Origin of the sequence: Lapillicoccus sp. (assembly GCF_036559105.1) — a bacterium.
In the GTDB taxonomy this organism is placed as follows: Bacteria; Actinomycetota; Actinomycetes; order Actinomycetales; family Dermatophilaceae; genus Lapillicoccus.
On sequence record NZ_DATBTV010000102.1, the window covers coordinates 18,898 to 38,812 of the forward strand.

The 19,915-nt window shown below is 71.5% G+C and carries 22 protein-coding genes and 1 tRNA gene; 7 read left to right on the top strand and 16 right to left on the bottom strand.

Annotated features, from left to right (window positions below):
• Window positions 1–115: 115 nt before the first annotated feature.
• Window positions 116–781 (top strand): amino acid ABC transporter permease, encoded by a 666-nt coding sequence (locus VIG79_RS13145; RefSeq protein WP_331886310.1) that lies wholly within the window; start codon window positions 116–118, stop codon window positions 779–781.
• On the top strand, window positions 778–1,746 hold the full coding sequence (locus VIG79_RS13150; RefSeq protein ID WP_331886312.1) for an amino acid ABC transporter permease: 969 nt from the start codon (window positions 778–780) through the stop codon (window positions 1,744–1,746). Before VIG79_RS13145 ends, VIG79_RS13150 begins: the two co-directional genes overlap by 4 nt.
• Window positions 1,747–1,767: 21 nt before the next feature.
• On the opposite strand, the gene VIG79_RS13155 is transcribed toward VIG79_RS13150, so the two are convergent.
• The gene (locus VIG79_RS13155; RefSeq protein WP_331886314.1) at window positions 1,768–3,183 is read right to left on the bottom strand and encodes an MFS transporter; all 1,416 of its coding nucleotides are present in this window, start codon (window positions 3,181–3,183) and stop codon (window positions 1,768–1,770) included.
• Between the two features lie 78 nt (window positions 3,184–3,261).
• On the opposite strand from VIG79_RS13155, the gene VIG79_RS19835 reads away from it, so the two are divergent.
• On the top strand, window positions 3,262–3,813 hold the full coding sequence (locus tag VIG79_RS19835) for a winged helix-turn-helix transcriptional regulator (RefSeq protein WP_414672632.1): 552 nt from the start codon (window positions 3,262–3,264) through the stop codon (window positions 3,811–3,813).
• Here the strand turns inward: VIG79_RS19835 and VIG79_RS13160 are convergent.
• The 5 genes from VIG79_RS13160 to VIG79_RS13180 form a co-directional block, all read right to left on the bottom strand.
• A tRNA-Asn gene (locus VIG79_RS13160) sits at window positions 3,775–3,847 on the bottom strand. The two genes, VIG79_RS19835 and VIG79_RS13160, sit on opposite strands and share 39 nt — an antisense overlap.
• A gap of 108 nt (window positions 3,848–3,955) precedes the next feature.
• Window positions 3,956–4,504, bottom strand: coding sequence for a hypothetical protein (locus tag VIG79_RS13165; RefSeq protein ID WP_331886316.1), 549 nt, complete (start codon window positions 4,502–4,504; stop codon window positions 3,956–3,958).
• Complete coding sequence (dnaG, locus tag VIG79_RS13170; protein ID WP_331886318.1) at window positions 4,504–6,435, bottom strand: DNA primase; 1,932 nt, start codon at window positions 6,433–6,435, stop codon at window positions 4,504–4,506. The genes VIG79_RS13165 and dnaG overlap by 1 nt, the downstream gene beginning before the upstream one ends.
• 50 nt (window positions 6,436–6,485) lie before the next feature.
• Window positions 6,486–7,196, bottom strand: coding sequence for a DUF2993 domain-containing protein (locus tag VIG79_RS13175; RefSeq protein WP_331886320.1), 711 nt, complete (start codon window positions 7,194–7,196; stop codon window positions 6,486–6,488).
• A 42-nt stretch (window positions 7,197–7,238) separates the two neighbouring features.
• Window positions 7,239–8,432 (bottom strand): deoxyguanosinetriphosphate triphosphohydrolase, encoded by a 1,194-nt coding sequence (locus VIG79_RS13180; protein ID WP_414672633.1) that lies wholly within the window; start codon window positions 8,430–8,432, stop codon window positions 7,239–7,241.
• A 97-nt stretch (window positions 8,433–8,529) separates the two neighbouring features.
• Here VIG79_RS13180 and VIG79_RS13185 point away from each other — a divergent pair, with 97 nt between their 5' ends.
• Window positions 8,530–8,853 carry a YbjQ family protein gene (locus VIG79_RS13185; protein WP_331886324.1) on the top strand — a complete coding sequence of 108 codons (324 nt, stop codon included), beginning with the start codon at window positions 8,530–8,532 and terminating at the stop codon, window positions 8,851–8,853.
• 33 nt (window positions 8,854–8,886) lie between these two features.
• Here VIG79_RS13185 and VIG79_RS13190 read toward each other — a convergent pair whose 3' ends face one another.
• The 9 genes from VIG79_RS13190 to VIG79_RS13230 all read right to left on the bottom strand — a co-directional run bounded on the left by VIG79_RS13190 (window position 8,887) and on the right by VIG79_RS13230 (window position 16,531).
• Window positions 8,887–9,402 (bottom strand): DUF3806 domain-containing protein, encoded by a 516-nt coding sequence (locus VIG79_RS13190; RefSeq protein ID WP_331886326.1) that lies wholly within the window; start codon window positions 9,400–9,402, stop codon window positions 8,887–8,889.
• A gap of 189 nt (window positions 9,403–9,591) precedes the next feature.
• The gene (locus VIG79_RS13195; RefSeq protein ID WP_331886328.1) at window positions 9,592–10,260 is read right to left on the bottom strand and encodes a YdeI/OmpD-associated family protein; all 669 of its coding nucleotides are present in this window, start codon (window positions 10,258–10,260) and stop codon (window positions 9,592–9,594) included.
• Between the two features lie 25 nt (window positions 10,261–10,285).
• A complete protein-coding gene (gene dusB / locus VIG79_RS13200; protein WP_331886330.1) occupies window positions 10,286–11,467 on the bottom strand; it encodes a tRNA dihydrouridine synthase DusB in 1,182 nt (393 codons plus the stop codon).
• Window positions 11,464–12,231 carry an alpha/beta hydrolase gene (locus VIG79_RS13205; protein WP_331886332.1) on the bottom strand — a complete coding sequence of 256 codons (768 nt, stop codon included), beginning with the start codon at window positions 12,229–12,231 and terminating at the stop codon, window positions 11,464–11,466. The genes dusB and VIG79_RS13205 overlap by 4 nt, the downstream gene beginning before the upstream one ends.
• Window positions 12,228–12,836: a response regulator transcription factor gene (locus tag VIG79_RS13210; RefSeq protein ID WP_331886334.1), complete on the bottom strand. Its 609-nt coding sequence runs from the start codon at window positions 12,834–12,836 to the stop codon at window positions 12,228–12,230. Before VIG79_RS13210 ends, VIG79_RS13205 begins: the two co-directional genes overlap by 4 nt.
• Window positions 12,833–14,056: a sensor histidine kinase gene (locus tag VIG79_RS13215; RefSeq protein WP_331886336.1), complete on the bottom strand. Its 1,224-nt coding sequence runs from the start codon at window positions 14,054–14,056 to the stop codon at window positions 12,833–12,835. The genes VIG79_RS13210 and VIG79_RS13215 overlap by 4 nt, the downstream gene beginning before the upstream one ends.
• Before the next feature lie 10 nt (window positions 14,057–14,066).
• On the bottom strand, window positions 14,067–14,879 hold the full coding sequence (locus tag VIG79_RS13220; protein WP_331886338.1) for an ABC transporter permease: 813 nt from the start codon (window positions 14,877–14,879) through the stop codon (window positions 14,067–14,069).
• Window positions 14,876–15,853 carry an ABC transporter ATP-binding protein gene (locus VIG79_RS13225; RefSeq protein WP_414672634.1) on the bottom strand — a complete coding sequence of 326 codons (978 nt, stop codon included), beginning with the start codon at window positions 15,851–15,853 and terminating at the stop codon, window positions 14,876–14,878. The genes VIG79_RS13220 and VIG79_RS13225 overlap by 4 nt, the downstream gene beginning before the upstream one ends.
• A gap of 75 nt (window positions 15,854–15,928) precedes the next feature.
• The gene (locus VIG79_RS13230; protein WP_331886342.1) at window positions 15,929–16,531 is read right to left on the bottom strand and encodes a hypothetical protein; all 603 of its coding nucleotides are present in this window, start codon (window positions 16,529–16,531) and stop codon (window positions 15,929–15,931) included.
• 110 nt (window positions 16,532–16,641) lie between these two features.
• On the opposite strand from VIG79_RS13230, the gene VIG79_RS13235 reads away from it, so the two are divergent.
• Window positions 16,642–17,148, top strand: a complete 507-nt coding sequence (locus VIG79_RS13235) for a GyrI-like domain-containing protein (RefSeq protein ID WP_331886344.1) — start codon at window positions 16,642–16,644, stop codon at window positions 17,146–17,148.
• Between the two features lie 21 nt (window positions 17,149–17,169).
• Here VIG79_RS13235 and VIG79_RS19840 read toward each other — a convergent pair whose 3' ends face one another.
• Entirely contained in the window at window positions 17,170–18,918 is a 1,749-nt protein-coding gene (locus tag VIG79_RS19840) for a glycine--tRNA ligase (RefSeq protein WP_414672631.1), read from the bottom strand.
• A 78-nt stretch (window positions 18,919–18,996) separates the two neighbouring features.
• On the opposite strand from VIG79_RS19840, the gene VIG79_RS13250 reads away from it, so the two are divergent.
• On the top strand, window positions 18,997–19,287 hold the full coding sequence (locus tag VIG79_RS13250; protein WP_331886346.1) for a DUF6703 family protein: 291 nt from the start codon (window positions 18,997–18,999) through the stop codon (window positions 19,285–19,287).
• 63 nt (window positions 19,288–19,350) lie between these two features.
• Window positions 19,351–19,915, top strand: a 565-nt coding sequence (locus tag VIG79_RS13255; RefSeq protein ID WP_331886348.1) for a metal ABC transporter substrate-binding protein, incomplete at its 3' end; no start/stop codon positions are given.

The following is a 19,915-nucleotide window of genomic DNA, read 5'->3' on the forward strand; positions in this document are numbered from 1 at the left end:
ACAAGGGGTGTGCCGCCCGCTCACGCGGGCGGGCGGCATACCCCCTTCGTGCGGCGCCGAGTACGTGACCACCTGACCTCGACAGATCCACACCGACGAGAGGGCCGAAGGCCTCATGGGTGAGCTGCTGTCCCAGTACAACGTCTTCTCCGCGTTCGGCATGACGCTAGTGCTGACCTTCTTCTCAGCCATCGGGGCGTTGGTCCTCGGCACCATCGTGGCGATCCTGCGCGTGTCGCCGGTCCCGCTGCTGCAGCGGGTGGGCGCCCTCTACGTCAACATCGTGCGGAACACCCCGCTGACGCTGATCATCATCGCCTGCAACATCGTCATGATCGTCAACCTCGGGTTCAGCTTCAGCGACGACCTGGCGCGGAACAACATCATCTGGGCCGTCATCGGCCTGTCGATCTACCACGCGGCCTTCGTCTGCGAGTCGCTGCGCAGCGGCGTCAACACCGTCCCGACGGGTCAGGCGGAAGCCGCCCGGTCGGTGGGGCTCACCTTCACCCAGAGCCTGCGCGAAGTGATGCTGCCGCAGGCGTTCCGGGGCGCGATCACGCCGCTCGGCAACACGCTGATCGCCCTGACCAAGAACACCACGGTGGCCACCGCGATCGGCGTCGCTGAGATCGCCGGCCTGCAGCGCGAGATGACCGAGTTCCGCTCCGACCTCGCGCTCCTCATCCTCCTGGTCGTCGCCATCGGGTTCGTCATCATCACGCTCCCGATGGGGCTGTTGACCAGCTACCTGTCGAGCCGACTGGCGGTGAAGCGATGAGCGCTTCCGTCCTCTTCGACGCTCCGGGGCCCAGGGCCCGCGCGCGCTACCGCCTGGCCGGGATCCTCGGCGGCCTCCTCATCCTCGCCTTCCTGGTTTTCGCCCTGTTCCAGCTGGGCAGCAAGGGCAACCTCACCTACGACAAGTGGGCGATGTTCCTCGGGCTCGAGGTCAACGACATCGACGCCAACGTGTGGATCGACTACCTGGTCCCGGGTCTGCTCAACACGTTGAAGGCCGCCGTCATCTCGATCGTCCTCGCGGGCATCTTCGGGTTCCTCTTCGGGATCGGCCGGATGTCGCAGATCACGGTCATCCGGGTCTTCTGCGGCGTGGTCGTCGAGTTCTTCCGGTCCGTCCCGGTCCTGGTGATGATGCTCGGCGCGTTCTACTTCTACTCGTTCAACAACATCTTCGTCGCCGACGTCAACCCGCTCGCCGCCGTCGTGACCGGCCTGACCCTCTACAACGGGTCCGTCGTGGCGGAGCTGCTGCGGTCGGGCGTCGGCAGCCTGCCCAAGGGCCAGTCCGAGGCGGGACTCGCGATCGGGCTCACCCGCGGTCAGACGCTCCGGGCGATCCAGCTGCCGCAGGCGGTCACGGCGATGCTCCCCGCCCTGGTGGGCCAGCTGGTCGTGGTCCTCAAGGACACCGCGCTCGGCCAGATCATCACCTACAACGAGCTGCTGACGAACTACCAGCGGATCGGGTCGACCTGGGGCAACATCGTCCCGGCCATGATCGTCATCGCGGCGATCTACATCGTCATCAACTACGCCCTCACCTCGCTGGCGGCCTACGTCGAGCGCCGCCTGCGGCAGCGCGGCCGGGTGACGATCGGTGCCGGCGGCGGCGGGGCGGTGCCGCTGGTCGTTGCCGGAGACGTGGAGCTGTCGGAGTTCGAGGTCGGCGGCGAGGACCTCGACATCGATCTCGACCCCGGGGAAGCCGACTCCCGGCGCTGAGTCTCGGGCCCGCGACGGAGGTCAGTCGCGGGCGGAGGCCACGCGCATACCGGTCCGCTCGTCGCTGTGGGCGGGTGCCGAGCGCCGGGGATCGTGGAGCAGCAGGGCGACCAGGCCGCCGACGACGGACACGGCCACGGTGACGAGGGCGGCGTGGTTCCAGCCGTCGAGGAGTCCTTGGACGCCCTGGTCCTGACCGGCGGCCGCGATGACCGCCACCACGGTGACCCCGACGGCGGAGCCGAGGTACCGGGCGGTGTTGTTGGCGCCGCTGCCCAGCGCCCCCTCCCCCTCGGGGACGGTCGAGACCGCCTCGCGGCCGAGTGCGGCGTTGAGCACGCCGCTGAACACGCCGGCGATGAACATCCCGGGCATGAAGGCCAGCCACGTCCAGGACGGGCCGACAAAGGCCATCGTCAGCTGCCCGGCGGCGACCCCCAGCAGGGCGAGGCCCAGCTGCGCGCGTCCCGGAAGCCACGCCGGCAGCCAGCGGGCCGCCAGCGCCGTGACGACGCTGGTGGCCGACCAGACAACGGCGAGATAGGCGGTGGTCGTGGCGGGCACGCCGAAGGCCTGCCCGAGGAGCACGGGGAGGTTCTGCACGAGCGCGATGACGCCAGCCCCCACTGCGAAACCGGCGACGGTGGCCGCGACGAAGCCGCGCTCGCGGAACAGCCGGAGGTCCAGCATCGGCCGGGCCGACCGCAGCTCGACCAGGACGAAGGCGGCGAACAGCACCGCCGCGAGGACGAACAGCACGAGCACGACCGGCCGGCCCCACCCGAGCCGGCCCTCGACCAGACCGGCCAGGAATGCGCAGACCGCGCCGGCGAAGGTCACGGCTCCCGGCAGGTCGAGGCCGCGGCGGGTGCCGCGCGTCGACTCCGGAACGCGACGCCGGGCGACGACGGCCAGGGCCACTGCGGCCACGGCGATGAGCGCGTAGGCGTACCGCCAGCTCGCGTAGCGGTCCAGCTCGGAGGTGAGCAGCGGGCCGACCATGATCCCCGCACCGACGCTCGCGCCCCACACGCCGCTCGCTCGCGCCCGGGCCGGACCGGGAGCGAAGGTCGCCGCGATGAGGCCGAGGCTGGCCGCGACCACGGCGGCGTCGCCCACGCCCTGGGCCGCGCGCGCCAGCGTGAAGACGAGCGGCGACGCGGCGACCGCGCCGGCCGCGGACGAGAGGGCCAGCACCACGAGGCCGATGACGAACACCCGCCGCCGACCCCGGTCGTCGGCGAGGGTACCGGCGGTGAGCAGGGTGGCCCCGAGGCCGATGCTCATGGCGCTGACCATCCAGGTGCGGCCGGCCACGTCGGCGCCGAGCGCCTGGCTGATCGGGCCGATGGCCGCGACCGGCGCGCTGAACGAGACCAGCGCGAGCATGGTCCCGAGCGCGGCGACGGTCAGGGTGGAGCGAGGTGTCGGGCGCATGGAGCGGCCTCCCGGGGTCGGTGTCGCGAACGCTACCAGATTGGTCTGGTGAACAGACTGTTCGGGTACTCTGTTCCCATGGCCCTCGGAACGGAGTACGCGCAGCAGGACTGCTCGCTCGCCCGCACGCTCGAGGTGGTCGGCGAACGCTGGACACTGCTGATCCTGCGCGACTGCTTCCTCGGGGTCCGCCGGTTCGCCGACTTCGAGACGCACCTGGACATCTCCAAGGCCGTGCTCACCCAGCGGCTCGGGGCGCTCGTCGACGCCGGGCTGCTGGCCACCGTCCCCCGTGGCGCTCGCCACGACTACGTCCTCACCGACCGCGGCCGCAGCCTGTGGCCGGTCCTGTTCACCATGACCCAGTGGGGCGAGGAGCACCTCGCCCCGGCGGGGCGGCGTCGCGTCTTCGAACACCGGCCGTGCGCCGCGGCGCTCGAGCCGAGCGGTCGCTGTCCGGCGTGCGGACGGGTGCCCGCACCCGAGGAGATCGACTCGTACGCGGGACCCGGCGTCCGCGGCCTGCGCCACGACGCGGTGTCGCTGGAACTGCGGGGCCGACGGCCCCTGCTGGCCCCGATCGGGAGTCTGCTCCCCCACTTGGACTCGAACCAAGAACCTGCCGATTAACAGTCGGCTGCTCTGCCAATTGAGCTATGGGGGACCGCGGTCGTCTGGGTGACGTGCGCGGGAAAGGTTAGCAACCCGGACACGGGTTCGCGGAATCGGCCTGGATCGGCCGGCATGGGGCCGGCATTCGGCCGGCCCGGGGCTACGGCTGCGGCATCCCGATCTGCTCGCGCAGCCAGGCCAGGGTGCTGGCCGACGCGGCTGCGACCTCCTCGTCGGCCTGGACGCCGCGGCCGAGGACGACCTGCTCGACGAGCTCGCCGCTGCGCAGGTCCTGCCGGATCACAGCGCGTCCGGTCCGGCGCCCCCTGAGCGGGAGGTCCTCCCCGAGGACGACGGTGGCCTGGACCCGCTCGCGCAGCGTCTGGAGTAACACCCGCTCGCGCATTCCCTCACCGAGCCGCCACTGGCCCGGTCGGCTCCGGTCGGCCCACGTGACGGTCAGGGTCGACGCCTCGCGGCTCCAGGACCCGGAGTCGACCTCGTGCCACGGCCTCGACCAGACGAGGCGCTCGCCCTCCGGTCGGCCGGGGTCGACGAGCGCCAGGTGGTAGGTCTCGGCCACCACCCAGGCCCGGGAGTCGGCTTCGGGCGCGGCCGACAGCACCTTGCCGCCGTCGGCGCCCCGCAGCGCCGCGACGACGTCGTCGGGCAGGTCGTCGGAACGTCGTCCCCTGATCGACAACCGCATCAACCCTCCTGCTGGTCACGCAGATCGGCCAGCTCGCGCTGGAGCCCCTGGAGCCGCAGTCCCAGCTCTCGCTGGGCCGCCGGGTCGGGCTCCGGCGCGCTGTCGCTGCGGCGGAGCTGGCTCAGGGCGTCGGCGATCTGGCGGGTCAGCCCGACCTCGCGGAGTCGGGAGACGAGCGACGCCGCATACCGGCGGCTGGGAAGGCCGGTCGCGCGGTCCGGCGTGACCGGCAGCGGGGCGACCGCCAGCTCGGCCACGAGGGGCTGGACCGCCCCGGGCGCGGCCGCGGCCACCGCGTCGGTCCACGCCGCGGTCGAGCCGTCGGGCCGCCCGGCGGTGACGACGGCGTCCCACACCGACCGGTGCGCCGGGGCTGAGAACGACGTGCCGTCGAGCCCGTCCAGCCCACCGGGTTCGAGCAGACCGGGCTGCTGGAGCACGACCTGCAGGAGCTGCCGTTCGGCGATGACGACGGGGTCGCGCAGGTCGGGCCGCGGCAGGGCGTCGCGCAGCTCGTCCGCGGTGGGCTCCAGCTGCGCCTCGGTGGGTTCGGGGTGGCGACGGGTCTCGTACGCGGGTCGGCTACCGGCCTTTCCGGCCCGGGCCACCTCGGCGGTGACCGGCTCGACCTCGACGCCGAGCAGGCCGGCGAGCACCCGCGCGTACTCGGGCCGGAGTGACTGGTCGCGAATGCCGGCCACGATCGGCGCCGCGGCCCGCATGGCCTGGATCCGACCCTCGGCGGTGTCGAGGTCGTAGCGCCCGATCGTTGTCCGCACCGCGAACTCGAACATCGGCACGGCATCGTCGACCAGGGCCCTGACCGCCTCCGGACCGTCGGCCTGCCGGAGCTCGCACGGGTCCATGCCGGACTTCGCCACGGCGACGAAGGACTGGGAGGCCCACCGCTGGTCCTCGCCGAACGCGCGCATCGCCGCCTTCTGCCCCGCGGCGTCGCCATCGAAGGTGAAGACGACCTTCGAGGGCGCGAGGTCGGCCTCGTCGCGCATGATCCGGCGAAGCATCTTGATGTGGTCGACGCCGAACGACGTCCCGCAGGTCGCGATCGCCGTCTCGACACCGGAGAGGTGGCAGGCCATCACGTCGGTGTAGCCCTCGACGACCACAGCGGTCCGGTCGCGGGCGATCGCCTTCTTGGCGGCGTCGAGCCCGTAGAGCACCGTGGACTTCTTGTAGAGCGGGGTCTCGGACGTGTTGAGGTACTTCGCCTCGATCCGGTCGTCGTCGTAGAGGCGACGGGCACCGAACCCCACGCAGTCGCCGGTGATGTCCCGGATCGGCCACACCAGTCGGCCGCGGAACCGGTCGTACAGGCCGCGGGACCCGCGCCCGGCGAGGCCGCCCGCGACCACCTCATCGTCCTGGAACCCCTTGACGCGCAGGTGGCGGACGAGGTCCTCGCCGCCGCGGGGCGCATACCCGATCCCGAACAGCGTGGCCGCCGCGCCGTCGAACCCGCGCGCGCGCAGGAAGTCGCGGCCGGCCCGAGCGGCGGCGTTGCCGGTGTCGAGCAGCTGGTCGGCGTAGTACTCCTGGGCGACGCGGTGCGCCTCGACCAGCCGAGCCCGACGGCCGATGCCCACGTCGTCACGGCGGCTCGTGCCGCCGTCCTCCTGACGCACCTCCATGCCGATCCGGGTGGCGAGCCGTTCGACCGCCTCCGTGAAGGTGAGGTGCTCCACCTTCTGGACGAACGAGATGGCGTCGCCGCCCTCACCGCAGCCGAAGCAGTAGTAGTGGTTCGTCGTGGGGTTGACGTTGAAGGACGGGCTCTTCTCGTCGTGGAACGGGCAGAGGCCGACGAGGCTGCTACCGGACCGGCGCAGAGTGACGTGCTCGCGCACGACCTCCTCGATCGAGGTCCGCTCCTTGAGCGTGGCGAGGTCCTCCGCCACGATCCGTCCCGCCACGAGGCGAGTCTAGGTCGGCGCGCGGACCAGGGCCGGGCCCGCCCACAGCGTCAGCCGGTCGTGGTCTGCGGGACGACGACGTTGGTGCCGTCTGCGGTGATGCGCAAGCCGTTCGGGACGATGTCGGCGCGGCTGAGCACCAGGCCGGCGGGCAGCCCCTCGACGGGCACCTCTATCGCGGTGACCCGTTCGCGCAGCGCTCCCGGGAGCGACTGCGCGGAGATCTCGCGACCACCGAGAGTCAGCCCCTGAGCGTCGACGAGCAGCTTCCCGTTCGTCACCGTCGGGACCAGGCTGAGAGTCAGGGGCAGCCCGAGCACGTTGCCCGAGGCCTTCACCGCCGACCCGTCCACGGCCAGCTGGACCGACAGGCCGGTCTTGTCCTTGACCACCTTCTCCAGCGAGTCGGTCGGGATCGTCGCCGCGACCGTCGCATGGCCGGCCGAGGGCTGCTGGCCCGCCGGCGGCCGGACGTTGACCTGGGTCGCGTCCACGGCGACGTCGGTGACCGGGATCCCCTCGAGGGTCGCCCCGGCGGCGGTCGCGGTCACCTCGTCGAGCGTCCCGCCCATCAGCTGCGTCAGGAAGGGGAAGCCCTTGATGTCGACCACCGGAGGCGCGGTGGTGGGGATGCTCTGCGAGACGACACCGACCGCGTACTCCTCGGCGCGTGACTCCGCGTAGCGGTCCCCGACGAAGAGCCCGCCGGCGACCACGACGCCGAGGACGACGAGGCCGCCGATGGCCTTGGCTGCGCTCACCGCCACAGGGTACGGGTCGTCGGGGTCGGCCGGTGATGTGCCTCAGGACCCGGCCGTCACCAACGCCAGCGCGCGTCCGTCGGTCAGCGAGGCCACCTGGTCGATCACGACGCGCAGGCGCTCCGCGGCGTCGACGGCCGCGGCGTAGTCGGCGCGGAGATCCTCGTCGAGCCGGTCCGGGTCAGCGGCGAACCAGTGGACCAGCTCCCCCACCACCTCGCGCTGGTGAGTCATGACGCCCACCCGGACCTCGGCGAACATCACGAAGTGAGCGGCCAGCGCCTTGAGCACCGAGGCCTCCGCCCGCACCTCGTCGGGGACCACGAGGTGGGCGTCGTACCGCGTCAGCGGTCCGCCCCCGTGCTTCTCACGGGTGGCCCGCTCGACCGTGACAACGAACCGGCTGATGAGGCGGCTGGTCATGTCCTTGAGGACGGCCAGGTCGGGGCGGGTCCCCTCGTAGGCGTCGGGGATCGCGCCGGTGGCCAGCAGCCGGTCGAGGGCGCGGGCGAAGTCGTCCTCGTCCAGGTCCGGTGCGTAGGCCGACCGGGCCCGGCCGAAGACCACGGCGACCTCGCTGGGCGAGTGCAGCATGCGCGGGTCGATGGTGCGCGAGGCGATGGCGTCCTCGATGTCGTGGACGGAGTAGGCGACGTCGTCGGACCAGTCCATGACGTCAGCCTCAAGGCACCGAACACCCGGCTCGACGCCCGCCCTGAACCACTCGTAGACCGGCAGGTCCGCCGCATACACGCCGAACTTCTTGGTCCCCCAGACCGACTCGCCCCGGGCCCAGGGGTACTTGGTCGCGGCGTCGAGGCTGGCGCGCGTGAGGTTCAGACCGGCGGGGCGGCCGTCCGGGTGCGACCGCTTGGCCTCGAGCCGGGTGAGGATGCGCAGCGTCTGTGCGTTCCCCTCGAACCCGCCGATCTCCGCCGCGATGGCGTCGAGCGCCTCCTCGCCGTTGTGGCCGAAGGGCGGGTGGCCGAGGTCGTGGGCGAGACAGGCGGTGTCGACGAGGTCCGCGTCGCAGCCGAGCACCGCCCCGAACTCGCGGCCGATCTGCGCCACCTCCAGCGAGTGGGTGAGCCGGGTTCGGGCGAAGTCGTCACTCCCGGGCTGAACCACCTGGGTCTTGGCCGAAAGCCGGCGCAGCGCCGCCGAGTGGATCAGCCGGGCCCGGTCGCGCGCGAAGTCGTCGCGGTCGGCCCGTTGGTATGCAGGGTCCTCCGCCATCCAGCGCTCGCGATCGCGTGCGCCGTAGCTGCCCGTCGTGCCCACACTCGTGAATCTAGGCCGTCCGGCGCGTCGCCCTATATGGGAGGCTGCCGCCATGCTGATCTCGACGATGAACGACCTCCCCGGTTACGACGTCACCGAGGTGCTCGGCGAGGTGACCGGTCTGACCGTGCGCTCCCGCAACGTCGGCGCCCAGCTCGGAGCGGGCTTCAAGTCCCTCGTCGGTGGCGAGCTCAAGGGCCTGACCAAGCAGCTGATGCAGACCCGCGAAGAGGCCATGGAGCGGCTCGTCGACGCGACTCAGGCCCGCGGAGGGGACGCCATCCTGGCGATGCGGTTCGACGCGAACGAGGTCGGGCAGGGCTACCAGGAGGTCGTGGCCTACGGCACGGCCGTCAAGATCGCCCGTCGGGGCTGATCGGCCGGACCCCCACGTCCGAGGTTCGCACGCTCAGCGGTCGGCGCGGACCCGGACCAGGTGACCGACGACGCCCGGGACCCAGCCGGACTCGGCGTTCATCCAGCGCGCGGCGACGAGGTTGCCGGGAACGACGACGAAGTCGTCCTTGCCTCCGGCGACCGCGAGGTCGGTCCCGAACGCGTCGGTGACTCGTGCCCAGCTCAGGTCGGTCTTCCGGTGCAGGTGCTCGCCGATCGCGATCGCGAACCGCTCCACGATCTGCCGCTCGTCGTCCCGGTCACCCTTGCTCGCGGACTGCCACGTGGCGAGGGCCCCGTCGAAGGCGGCGCCCAGCGCGTCGAGGTCGGTCACGTCGAGACCGGCCTTCTCGACCGCCGCGCGACCAGCCGCGAGCCGCTGCTGCTCCTCGACGCCGAGACGCTCGATGGCCGGCCGGAACGGCAGCTCCACGTCCTCCGGATCGGCTTGCGAGACCATCGACCGCGACGTGGCGTCCCCCTCCACGGGAGCATCGTCCTGCTTGTCCTTGCGCGAGAACCAGGCCACGGGCCGAGCCTAGTCCCGAGCGCGGCCTGCGCCGGCGTGACGGTCGGTCACCCTGGGTCACGCTGGGTCCCCCGAGTCGGATACCCGGTCGAGTGCCCAGTTGAGTACCGGGTCGAGTACCCAGTCAGGTGTGGCAGCGACCGAAACGGTGACCCGACCGGGTAGTCAACCTCCTGTCGCGGCCAACCCTCAGCTGGAGCCGGCTGCGGCTGCGGCTGCGGCCGCAGCGGCCCGGTCGACCCACTTCGGGATCTCGCCGTAGCGCTGGCTCGGGATGAGCCGGCCGGCGGCGCAGTCCTCGACGAGCTGGGCCATCCGCTTGTCGTTCGTGGCCTGCTGCTTGGCGGTCTGCACCCAGTTGATACAGATCTTCCGGTAGCTGGCCGTCGTCTCCGCCCAGAACGCCGCTGCGGCGGGGTTGGTCGCCAGCTGCGCCGCATACGCCTCCGGGAGGGTGGGCACCCCGCCCTGCTCGTAGGAGTAGATCGCCTGCCGGTCCTCCCGCCGCGCCTCCCAGGCGCGGATCCCGGCCGGCCGCATCCGTCCCTCGCGGGTAAGGCGGTCGACGTGGTCGAGGTTGACCCGGCTCCAGCTGCTGGTCTTCTTGCGGGGGGTCCAGCGCTGCCGACGCGTGTCGTCGTCGATGCCCTCCGCCCGCGAGTCGATCCACCCGAAGCACAGCGCCTCCGGGACGGCCTCGGCCCACGTCAACCCGCCGTCGGCGACGTGCTTCTTGTTGAGGCCCATCCACAGCTCGGTCTCGGTCTCGTGGTGCTGCTCGAGCCACGCCCGGAAATCCTCGGGACCGTCGAAGAACAGCGCAGGCTTCTCCGGCGTGCCACCGTGCCGTGAACCCATGCCGGGACCCTAGCGGCGACCACCGTCAGCCGCCGGAGTGGTGCTCCTCGGCCGCCGCGACCTCGGCCGCGTGCTCGGGCGACAGCTCTCGTGACGCGAGCCAGCCCTCGGGCAGGATCACGCGACGCGGACTGCCGGCCCTCCCCCGCGGACCCTCGGCGGGGTCGCCGGGCCACGCCGCGTCCGGGTCGAGCCCGTCGAGCAGCCGGTCCAGGGCCGCGAGGGAGTCGACGAGCGCGAGCGAGCTGCGCACGGTCCCACCGGCGGGGAACCCCTTGAGGTACCAGGCGATGTGTTTGCGGATGTCGCGGCAGCCGTGGTTCTCGTCGCCGTAGAACTCGACCAGGTAGGCGGCGTGCCGGCGCAGCGTCTCGGTCACCTCGCCGAGGGTGGGTTGCAGCCCTACCGGCGAACCGGCGAACGCCGAGGCGAGGTCGGCGAACAGCCACGGCCGGCCGAGGCAGCCACGTCCGACGACGACGCCGTCGCAGCCGGTCTCGTCGACCATCCTCAGGGCGTCCTCCGCCGACCAGATGTCCCCGTTGCCGAGGACCGGTACCTCGGTGACGGTCTGCTTGAGCTGTCGGATGGCCGACCAGTCGGCGGTACCCGAGTACGCCTGCGCCGCCGTCCGCGCGTGCAGCGCCACCGCGGCTGCGCCCTCCTCCTGGGCGGCGAGGCCGGCGTCGAGGTAGGTCAGGTGGTCGTCGTCGATGCCCTTGCGCATCTTGACGGTGACGGGGACGTCGCCGCGGGCGCCCTCCTCGACGACGGCACCGACGACCGCGCGGAACAGGTCGCGCTTCCACGGCAGCGCCGACCCGCCGCCCTTGCGGGTCACCTTGGGGACGGGGCAGCCGAAGTTGAGGTCGATGTGGTCGGCCCGGTCCTCGGTGACCAGCAGCCGCGCCGCGGCCCGGGCGGTGGTCGGGTCGGCGGAGTAGAGCTGGATCGACCGCGGGTGCTCCTCGGGGTCGTGCTGGATGAGTCGCATCGTCTCGGGGTTGCGCTCGACCAGGGCCCGTGACGTGATCATCTCGCTGACGTAGAGCGCCGAGTCGCCGCTTCCGCCCTCCGACGCGAAGTCGCGGCACAACCGGCGGAACGCCCGGTTGGTGATGCCCGCCATCGGGGCGAGGACGACCGGCGACCCGATGGTGTGCCGGCCGATCCGCAGCGGAGGGGCGAGGGTCGCGGTGCTGGTCATGGCGGCTCCAGTGTCCCATCCGCCACGCCGCGGACGAAGTCGACGAGCAGCGCCGTCACCTCGTCGGGCCGGTCGAACCCGGCGAGGTGGCCCGCTCCGGGGATCCGGACCATCCGACCGTGCGGCGCGGCCCGCGCATACCGGCGCGCGTCGAGCATGAGCTGGTCGTAGACGCCGCCGGCCACGAGCACCGGACAGGACACCTCGCGCAGCTGGTGCGGCCCGCACCGCGCCATGACCTCGCGCCACGCGGTGCGCGTCGGCCCGAACCAGTACCCGCCGGCGACGACCGGCTCGACGAGGTCGGCCGGGTAGAGCCGGCCGAGGACCCGGTCGTTGACCCGGGTCATCCGGTCCGGTCCGGCGCGCTCGGTGAGCAGGGCCACCCCTCGGTAGGCCGCGGCGCCGGCTCCCCGGGGTCGGGCAGCCGCACCGAGGATCACCAGCCCGTCGAGGCGGCCGGGGTAGGTGGCGGCGTAGGTCGCGGCGACGTAGCCGCCCAGTGAGTGGCCGGCGAGCACGACGCGCTCGGCCGGCACTCCCGCCTCGACGGCCGCCGCGACGGCACCCACCGCCCGGTCCAGGGTGAACGGCTCGGCCGACCGGGGGCCGTGTCCCGGCAGGTCGGGAACGACGACCTCGAGCCACCCGAGGGTGGGGTCGGCAGCGACGCGCGACTGCTGCGGCGCCCACTGGGAGGCCGACAGGCGGGACCCGTGGACGAGGACCAGCCGGGTCGCGGGCCTCCGGTCCTCGCGGCTCACAGCCAGCCGTTCTCCTCGGCGATCCGCACGGCGTCGGCCCGGTTACGGGCGCCGGTCTTGCCGATGACGGCGGAGAGATGGTTGCGGACGGTTCCCTCGGAGAGGAACACCGCACCGGCGATGTCGCTCACGCTGCCACCGGCCCGAGCCGCACGGATGACTTCTGTCTCCCGGGCCGTCAGGGGCGACTCCCCGACCGCGAGACTGTCGGCCGCGAGGGTCGGGTCGACCACGCGGAGGCCCGAGTTGACCCGCCGTACGGCGTCGGCCAGCTGGCGCGCGGGCGTGTCCTTGACGACGAACCCGTTCGCGCCGGCCACCAGGGCCCGCCGCAGGAACCCTGGCCGCCCGAACGTCGTGACGATGACGACCTTGACGTCCGGGAGCGCCGCGTGCAGCTCGCGAGTGGCCTCGATCCCGTCCATCCCGGGCATCTCGACGTCGAGGAGGGCGACGTCGGGGTTCGTCTCGCGCGCGGCGGCAACCACCTCGTCGCCGCGGCCGACCTCGGCCACGACGGTCATGTCCGGTTCGAGCTCGAGCAGGGTGGCGAGCGCGCCGCGGACGAGAGCCTGGTCGTCGGCGAGCAGGAGCCGGATCGTCACCGAGGCGTCTCGACTCGCCGAGGGCTGGCCGGCGCCTCGACCCACCGGGACTCCGGGGCTGCCGGGCCCGCGGGGATGCCTGGGGTCTGCGCGCTCGTGCTCGCCACCACGCTGAGCCGGAACCCGCCCGACGGCGGCGTCTCGACGACGACATGGGCTCCCTCGGCGGCCGCCCGTTCGCGAAGTCCGGAGAGACCGTGACCGTCGCGCAGGGCAGAAGCGTCCGTGGAGCGCATACCCCGTCCGTCGTCCTCGATGCTGATCCGGTCGGCGGCCAGCGTGACGGTGCAGCGCGATGCGGCGCTGTGCCGCACCACGTTGGTGACCCCCTCCTGCAGGGTCCAGGCGAACAGCTCCCGCACGTCCGATGCGACATGCTCCGTCGACCCGGGCAGGTCCGCGGTGATCTCGGCGGCCTGTAGCGCGGACCGGGCGCGGACCAGCTCGGCCGGCAGGCTCAGCTCTCGCACTCCGTCGACGGTGCGGCGCACGTCGGCGAGGGCGTCGCGGGAGAGGCGCTGGATGTCGGCGATCTCGGCGCGGGCGCGCTCCGGGCTGACGTCGACGAGCCGGTCGGCGAGCTCGGCCTTGACGGCGATGACGGTCAGCGAGTGGCCGAGGATGTCGTGGAGGTCACGGGCCATCCGTGCGCGTTCCTGGTCGACCATGAGGAGGGCGTTCTCCTCCTTGGCGGCGAGCAGGTCGCGAGTGCGTCGCATCGCGGTCCACATCCCCCACACCGCGAAGCTGGCCAGGAGCACCGACAGGCCGACGCCGTCGGCGCCCTCCCATCCGGGGACTGTGCGCGCGAGCGCCTCCGCTCCGAGGGCCAGGATGCCGGCCAGCGGGAGCGACCAGCGAGGCGGCAGCATCGTGATGCCGGCGACGGCGACGTAGACGGCGGTGGCCAGGCCGTCCTGGTGGAGGGTGAGGACGATGACGGCGCCCAGGGCGAACAGGCCGCCGAGGATGGCCAGCGCCTGGGGCTGCACCGTGCGAAAGAGCCGGCCATCGTGCCGGTAGGGGCGGGCCCAGATGAACGACCAGACGTAGAGGAAGCAGAAGCCGGCGAGGGCGCAGAGGCCGAGCCAGCCGGCCATCGTTTCGCGCGCGGCCCAGCCGGCCGCGGCGGCCGGGGCCAGGAAGATGAGCCACACCCCGGCGCCCAGTGCGGCCCACCAGCTGAACCTGGTGTCGTACTGGGCGACGGGGTCGGACACGCTCACGACGCTAGACCCGCGCCGTGTCCTTGCGGAACCGCCAGATGGCGCCGCCCGCGAAGATCACCAGCCACGCGACGACGTTGAGCACCCAGCTCCACTGGACCGCGTCTCCGGTGAGGGGGGCGTGGGCCAGGGACGAGATGCCGTACATCGGGGTGAACTGCGCGATCTTCTGCAGGGTCGACCCGTCCTCGAGCGGGATGAACAGCCCCCCGGCGAAGGCCAGGATCGCGAGGCCGGGGCCGATGATCTGCATGACGTTCTCGCTCGGGAGCAGGTAGCCCATGAAGAGGCCGAACGCCGCGAAGACGAGCGAGCCCGCCCAGGCGATGAGGGCCGTCGCGACCCAGAGGCCGACGGTGTCCATCTGCGCCTTGGTGAAGACACCGATGACGTAGACGACGAGGACCGCGAGAGCACCGAGCACCATGGCGGTGAGCAGCTTGACGAACACGTACGCCACCGGCGACAACGGGGTCAGCCGCAGCTGTCGGCTCCAGCCCTGCGCCCGCTCGGTGGCGACCATCGCCCCACCACCGGTCGACGCGATCATCGCGCCGTAGGCGGCCATCGAGATCATGATGTAGGCCGCGACGTTGCCCCGTCCGGCGTTCTGGGTGGCGTAGCTCTGGCCGACGCCGAAGATCAGGTAGAAGACCGCCGGCATGACCAGCGTGAAGATCATCGTGCGGCGGTTGCGGAGCACCCGCAGCAGCTCGATGCGCAGGAGGGTCGGGTTCAGCCCGCCCATCGGCGGGACGCGGCGTTCGGCGCGGGCGGCGTATGCCGGCTCCGCGGCGTCGCTGACGGCGGTGGTCATGATGTCTCCCCAGCGGTGGTGGTGGTCGGGTCGTCCTGCGCGTCGGCGGTCAGGGCGATGAAGGCGTCCTCGATGCCGCGCGACTCGATCTCGAGGTCGTGGGCGTCGGTCTGCGTGAGCAGGTAGCGGGCGACCGCGTCGGAGTCCTTCGAGTGGATCCGGACGATCTCGCCGCGCAGCTCGACGGAGTCGGCCGCGGGCACCGCCTCGAGCTGGGCGGGGGTCACGCCCGGAACCGTCGCGCGGACCGTGCGACCGGCGGCCATGGCCTTGATCTGGGCCGCTGTGCCGTCGGCAACGATCTCGCCCTGGCGGACGAGGATGATGCGGTCGGCGTACTCGTCGGCCTCCTCGAGGTAGTGCGTCGCGAAGAGGATGGTGCGCCCCCGGGTGGCGTCCTGACGGATCGCCGCCCAGAAGTCGCGCCGCCCGGTGACGTCCATCCCGGTGGTGGGCTCGTCGAGGATGAGCAGCTCGGGGTCGGACAGCAGGGCCATGGCGAACCGGAGCCGCTGCTGCTGGCCGCCGGAGCACTTGTTGACCCGTCGGTCGCCGATGTCCGAGATACCGGCCCGCTTCATCACCGCGTCGACGGAGACGCGGTGGACGAAGAGCGAGCCCGTGAGCTCGAGGGTCTCGCGGACGCTGATGTCCTTGAGCAGGCCGGCCGTCTGCATGACGGCGGCGACGAGGCCGTGGGCGATGGCGCTCCGAGGGGTCTGCCCGAGCACGGTGACGGCGCCGGCGGTGGGGTCGGAGAGACCGAGGATCATGTCGATCGTCGTGGTCTTGCCGGCGCCGTTGGGGCCGAGGAACGCGACGATCTCCCCCTGCCGGATCTCCAGGTCGATACCGCGCACGGCGTGGACGGAGCCGAAGTCCTTGCGCAGCCCCGTCGCCGCGATGGCGAGGTCGGTGCCCCCGAGCACGCCCGGCGTGGACCCGTTCGGGCCCGCTGACGTGGTGGTCCTCATGGTCATGTCGTCCAGGATGGTCGTTCGAGGGACCGGGCGTGAGGTCCCTTCGTCACGACTCGCCCATGACCGTTGTCACGGTCGGTCGCGGCGCGCTAGCCCGGAGCGACCTGGGCATACCCGTTCTCGTCGTCCGGCTCGTTCCGTCCACCGGCGACCGCGGCGCTGAGGTCGCGGTAGTAGCGGCTGCCCAGGGCGAGCAGCGTGGTTACCAGGCCGATGATGCCGATGACGACGAAGACGAGGCGATCCCCCGGTCCGGGCCGGTTCCGAACCGCGGCCCGATCCAACGGGCTCGTCGGGGCGGAGCGTCTCGTCCGGGGTGAGCAGGTAGAGCACGAGGCTGGCGGTGTAGATGACCAGCGACACCGCCGCCGAGGCCTGAATGACCCGCTTCTGGTGATGGTGGTCGACGAGGCTGCCGAACCAGATCCCGGTCGACGCGATGGCGATGAGGAAGATCCCGGCGATCATGCCGGTGGCGAACACCGACTGGGTCTCGAGGTAGACCCAGAAGGTCACTGCGAACCACACGGTGAAGTTCATGACCGACACGGTCAGCGTGTTGAGCAGCAGGTGCAGGAAGGTCCGCTGCGCCGGCTGGCGAAAGTCGAGCCGGGTCCCTGGGCGGCCATGGTCTCGTCCTCCTCGGTGTTCGTCGACGGTAGACCAGCCCACCGACGCCAACTCATCGGTTTGCCGCCGCAACCAACGTCCGGTCTTCCGCCGTTGCCCGGGCCGACGGGTACGTGCCGATGAGTTGCGAGTCGCGTGCGAGTCTCAGGGGTATGAGCGACCCCCAGCCCGGCGCGTACGCCGTCATCGACCTGCCCGAGCAGCCGTTCGTCGGCGTCACCAAGACGGTGACCATGTCGACGATGAGCGAGATCGCGGACGAGATCCCCGGTCTGGTGAGGTGGCTCCTTGCCCGTGGGCATGCGCCGGCGGGCGCGCCCTTCCTGCGCTACCTCGTCATCGACATGGCGCGCGCCATGGTGGTCCAGGCGGGCGTACCCGTCGCCGCACCGTTCGAGGTCGGCGCAGACGTCGAGTCGGGCGTGCTGCCCGCCGGCCGGTATGCCTCAACGAGGCTCGTCGGGCACCCGGACGGGCTGTACGACGCGACGGTCGGCCTGCTCTCCTGGGCCGGCAACGAGGGCCTGCACTTCGACAAGCACCCCTCGGCGAACGGTGAGGTGTGGGCCAACCGAGTCGAGTGGTACGAGACGAACCCCGTGGAGCAGCCCGACCTGGACCAGTGGGTCACCCGGCTGACCTTCAAGCTGGCCGACTGACCCCCGTCGCTGGGAAGGCGGTCAGCAGCCGACGAGCCGCTGCGCCAGCCATCCCTCGACCTGGTCGAGCGCGATCCGCTCCTGCGCCATCGAGTCGCGCTCGCGGATGGTCACCGCCTGGTCCTCCAGGGTGTCGAAGTCGACCGTGACGCAGTACGGCGTACCGATCTCGTCGTGGCGGCGGTAGCGCTTGCCGATGGCGCCGGCGTCGTCGAAGTCGATGTTCCAGTGCTGCCGCAGCTGGGCCGCCAGGTCACGGGCCTTGGGCGAGAGGTCGGCGTTGCGCGACAGCGGCAGCACCGCGGCCTTGACCGGGGCCAGCCGCGGGTCGAGCCGCAGCACGACCCGCTTGTCGACGCCACCCTTGGTGTTGGGCGCCTCGTCCTCGGCGTAGGCGTCGACCAGGAAGGTCATCAGCGAGCGCGACAGGCCGGCCGCCGGCTCGATGACGTAGGGGGTGTAGCGCTCACCCGTCGTCTGGTCGAAGTAGACGAGCTCGGTGCCCGAGTGCTGCGAGTGCGTCGTGAGGTCGAAGTCGGTGCGGTTGGCGATGCCTTCGAGCTCGCCCCACTCCGAACCGGTGAAGTTGAACCGGTACTCGATGTCGACGGTCCGCTTGGAGTAGTGGGAGAGCTTCTCCTTGGGGTGCTCGAAGTGGCGCAGGTTGTCGGGGTTGATGCCGAGGCCGACGTACCACGCGGTGCGGTCGTCGATCCACTTCTGGTGCCACGCCTCGTCCTCGGCGTACGCGTCGACGAGGAAGGTCATGAGCGAGCGCGACAGGCCGGCTGCGGGCTCGATGACGTACGGCGTGTACTTCTCGCCGGTCGTCTGGTCGAAGAACTGCAGGTCGGTGCCGGAGTGCTTCGAGTGCGTCGACAGGTCGAAGTCCGTGCGGTTGGCGATGCCCTCGAGCTCGCCCCACTCCGACCCGGCGAAGCGGAAGCGGTATTCGATGTCGACGGTGCGCGTCGAGTAGTGCGACAGCTTCTCCGGCGCGTGCTCGTAGTGGCGCAGGTTCTCGGGGTTGATGCCGAGGTCGGTGTACCAGCGGGTGCGCTCGTCGATCCAGTACTGGTGCCACTCGGCGTCGTCGCCGGGCTTGACGAAGAACTCCATCTCCATCTGCTCGAACTCGCGCGTGCGGAAGATGAAGTTGCCGGGCGTGATCTCGTTGCGGAAGCTCTTGCCGGTCTGGGCGATGCCGAACGGCGGCTTCTTGCGCGAGGCCTGCATGACGTTGAGGAAGTTGACGAAGATGCCCTGGGCCGTCTCGGGGCGCAGGTAGTGCAGACCCGACTCGTCCTCGATGACGCCGAGGTAGGTCTTGAGCATCATCTGGAAGTCGCGCGGCTCGGTCCACCGGCCCTTGGTGCCGCAGTCGGGGCACACGATGTCGGTCATCGGGACCGAGTCGGGGTCGGCGATGCCCTTCTTCTCCGCGAGCGCCTCCTGCAGGTGGTCCTGGCGGCGGCGCTTGTGGCAGTTGAGGCACTCGACGAGCGGGTCGGTGAAGGTGCCGACGTGGCCCGAGGCGACCCACGTCTCGCGCGGGAGGATGATCGAGGAGTCGAGGCCGACGACGTCGTCGCGGCTCGTGACCATGGCCTTCCACCACTGCCGGCGGATGTTCTCCTTGAGCTCGACCCCGAGGGGGCCGTAGTCCCAGGCAGACCGCGTGCCTCCGTAGATCTCGCCGCTCGGGAAGACGAAGCCCCTGCGCTTGCAGAGGCTGACGACGGTGTCCACGATGGATGTCTGCTTGGCCATGCCGCACAGGTTATCGGGCTCGCGCCAGTGGTTTGCCACGCGTCCGGGGTATGCCGTCGCGTCCCCTAGGCTCGTGACGTGGCCCTGAGCTTCCGTTCCCGTCTCGAGCACGCATCGGCCCCGTGGGTCGAGCGTCTCAACACCGTCCCGCGGCCGGTCGCGTTCGGCGTGCTCATCGTTCTGCTCGCCGTCGGCGTCTTCGCACCGCGGCCGTGGGGCGGCATCGCCTTCCTCGTGGTGTCGGCCTTCGTCGGGTGGCTGCTCTTCCTCACGTGGCAGCGACTCACCCGGCCCGAGCGCCTGATGCGTATCGCGGTGCTCGTGCTCGCGATTGCCGTCGCCGTCGTCCGGATCGTCCCCGCGGGCTGAACCTTTCACCTCCGGACGAGAACGGTTTTGACAATCATTCTCATTTTGCGTGAGGATGGGTCCATGCCCTCCGCTCCCCCGACCCTGCGCAGGCTCCTACCCGCCCTGGCCGCCGCGACGACGATCGTCCTTTCTGCTGCAGCCTGCGGGTCCGGGGCGAGCGGCGGCACGTCGGCGGCAGAGGACGTGGTCGTCACCTCGTTCTACCCGATCCAGTTCGCGACGCAGCAGATCACCGGCGGCGCTGTCCCGGTCACGGTCCTCACCAAGCCCGGCGCCGAGCCGCACGACCTCGAGCTCGCGCCGCAGGACATCGGCGGCATGACCAAGGCGCGACTCGTCGTCTACGCCGACGGGTTCCAGCCGGCGGTCGACGAGGCCGTGGGCCTCGTCGACCCGGCCAAGGTCCTCGACGTCGCCGACGCGGCCAAGCTGACTCTCACCCTCGCCGAGGAGTCCGGGCACGCGGGCGAGACCGACCCGCAGCACGACGACCACGGTCACTCGGGCAGCGACCCCCACTTCTGGCTCGACCCCTCGCGGTATGCCGCCGTGGCCGAGGCCATCAGTGCGCGCCTGGTGAAGGACGATCCCCGGCACGCAGCGACCTACGCGAAGAACACCGCGG

Bases quoted from the DNA above. Each gene is read 5' to 3' on its own strand.
- VIG79_RS13225 (WP_414672634.1), bottom strand. From the start codon at position 15,853: ATGAGGACCACCACGTCAGCGGGCCCGAACGGGTCCACGCCGGGCGTG.
- VIG79_RS19835 (WP_414672632.1), top strand. From the start codon at position 3,262: ATGGCCCTCGGAACGGAGTACGCGCAGCAGGACTGCTCGCTCGCCCGC.
- VIG79_RS13185 (WP_331886324.1), top strand. From the start codon at position 8,530: ATGCTGATCTCGACGATGAACGACCTCCCCGGTTACGACGTCACCGAG.
- VIG79_RS13155 (WP_331886314.1), bottom strand. From the start codon at position 3,183: ATGCGCCCGACACCTCGCTCCACCCTGACCGTCGCCGCGCTCGGGACC.
- VIG79_RS13220 (WP_331886338.1), bottom strand. From the start codon at position 14,879: ATGACCACCGCCGTCAGCGACGCCGCGGAGCCGGCATACGCCGCCCGC.
- VIG79_RS13150 (WP_331886312.1), top strand. From the start codon at position 778: ATGAGCGCTTCCGTCCTCTTCGACGCTCCGGGGCCCAGGGCCCGCGCG.
- VIG79_RS13145 (WP_331886310.1), top strand. From the start codon at position 116: ATGGGTGAGCTGCTGTCCCAGTACAACGTCTTCTCCGCGTTCGGCATG.
- VIG79_RS13165 (WP_331886316.1), bottom strand. From the start codon at position 4,504: ATGCGGTTGTCGATCAGGGGACGACGTTCCGACGACCTGCCCGACGAC.
- VIG79_RS13195 (WP_331886328.1), bottom strand. From the start codon at position 10,260: ATGGGTTCACGGCACGGTGGCACGCCGGAGAAGCCTGCGCTGTTCTTC.
- VIG79_RS13180 (WP_414672633.1), bottom strand. From the start codon at position 8,432: ATGGCGGAGGACCCTGCATACCAACGGGCCGACCGCGACGACTTCGCG.
- dusB (WP_331886330.1), bottom strand. From the start codon at position 11,467: ATGACCAGCACCGCGACCCTCGCCCCTCCGCTGCGGATCGGCCGGCAC.
- VIG79_RS13235 (WP_331886344.1), top strand. From the start codon at position 16,642: ATGAGCGACCCCCAGCCCGGCGCGTACGCCGTCATCGACCTGCCCGAG.
- VIG79_RS19840 (WP_414672631.1), bottom strand. From the start codon at position 18,918: ATGGCCAAGCAGACATCCATCGTGGACACCGTCGTCAGCCTCTGCAAG.